The organism is Streptomyces sp. NPDC051909 (assembly GCF_040681095.1).
Lineage (GTDB): Bacteria > Actinomycetota > Actinomycetes > Streptomycetales > Streptomycetaceae > Streptomyces.
This window is the reverse complement of record NZ_JBFAYA010000085.1, coordinates 1-1,414: the sequence shown is the minus strand read 5'-3', so window position 1 is coordinate 1,414 and position 1,414 is coordinate 1. Positions and strand designations below refer to the sequence as shown.

Genomic DNA, 1,414 nt, shown 5'->3' with positions numbered 1-1,414 from the left:
TAGAACTCCTAACGGAATGAGGCGGGGACAACCTGCTTGTGCCCGTTGATCTGGTTCAGAGACCCTGAGCTCTGACAGATGTGATCGGGCAGGGCAGAGGGTGCAGGGTGGAACTGATCAGCCTCTCGGATGGTGACAACAGCTTCCGGGTGCGTGTGCTGGGGCGTAGGTCGCCGGGCGTGCTGCATCTTCACGACCAGCTCGACGCAGAGGTCATTGTGACCAGCAGCTTCGTCGGCGGTCGGTTGGCCATGTCCCTGTTCCCTTCCGACCTGGAGGAGTGGTCGCGTGCTCTGGACCTGCTTGCTGCAGGTCAGGACATCTGCTGGAGGGATGTCGACCACAGCCCCGAGATCAAGATCCAGCCGTACAACGAGGAGCATGAGACTGTCGCTGTCCGTGTAGAAGATCTGGGCAGTTCGTGCGTCTCCGTGTTCCTTCCCATGAGTCTTGAAGAGGGCTGGATCGACGAGCAGCGGAAGCTGCTCGGGCAGGTGCTGCAGGAGTGGCCGAGCGAAGTGCTGGAGTCTTCCCCGGGCGTCTATGAGTGGCGGCGCTGAACTGCGGCCAGGCGTCGCCAGCAGATGAGTGCGCATCCGAGGGTGAGGAAGGCTTCGTGGATGTCGTCGCGTATCTCCCAGCGGATCCGCAGGCGGCGGAACCAGTGCAGGTGGGCGAAGGCGCGTTCCACGACCCAGCGTTGGGTGCCCAGGCCGGAGCCATGCTCGGTGCCGCGGCGGGCGATCAACGGCTTCACGCCGAGGTCCCAGACGAGACGGCGGTACTTGTCGTGGTCGTAGCCGCGGTCTGCCAGGACTACGTCCGGGCGGCGCCGGGGCCGGCCACGCTTGCCCCGCACGGACGGCACGGCCTGGAGGAGTGGGATCAGCTGGGTGACGTCGTTGCGGTTGCCGCCGGTCAGGGTGGCGGCGAGCGGGATGCCGGTGGCGTCGGTGATCAGGTGGTGCTTGCTGCCCGTCCTGCCCCGGTCGACGGGGCTTCGTCCGGTCTTGGAGCCCCCTTTAACGCGCGGATATGGGAGCCGTCGACGGCCGCCCGGGAGAAGTCCAGGGCGTTCGCGCTGCGGAGCTTGGCGAGGAGGGCCTCGTGCAGTCGCGGCCACACCTCGGCTTCGGTCCACTCGGCCAGCCGGCCCAGCAGGTCATGCCCGAGCCGAAGCCGAGTTCCTGCGGCAGGTGTCCCCAGGCGATCCCGGTGTGCAGGACGAACAGGATGCCCTGGAACACGAGCCGGTCCGGATGCCGCTTGCGCCCAGGATGCCGGGTCCGGCGCTCAACCTTGGGCAACAGCGGCTCGATCACCGCCCACAACCCGTCATCGACTTCCCACGGCTTCGGCCGAGCCACCCCGCACCCCCGGATCATCAGTCCCGGAGCGATCCAACCACCTCGAA

The 1,414-nt window shown here is 66.8% G+C and carries 1 protein-coding gene and 1 pseudogene; one reads left to right on the top strand and one right to left on the bottom strand.

The window, feature by feature from the left end; all coding sequences use genetic code 11:
* Window positions 1–107: 107 nt before the first annotated feature.
* Complete coding sequence (locus AB0M18_RS36625) at window positions 108–560, top strand: DUF5959 family protein (protein ID WP_365765731.1); 453 nt, start codon at window positions 108–110, stop codon at window positions 558–560.
* Here AB0M18_RS36625 and AB0M18_RS36620 read toward each other — a convergent pair.
* Window positions 542–1,385 (bottom strand): annotated as a pseudogene (locus AB0M18_RS36620) (IS5 family transposase). The gene AB0M18_RS36625 and the pseudogene AB0M18_RS36620 sit on opposite strands and share 19 nt — an antisense overlap.
* Window positions 1,386–1,414: the final 29 nt, after the last annotated feature.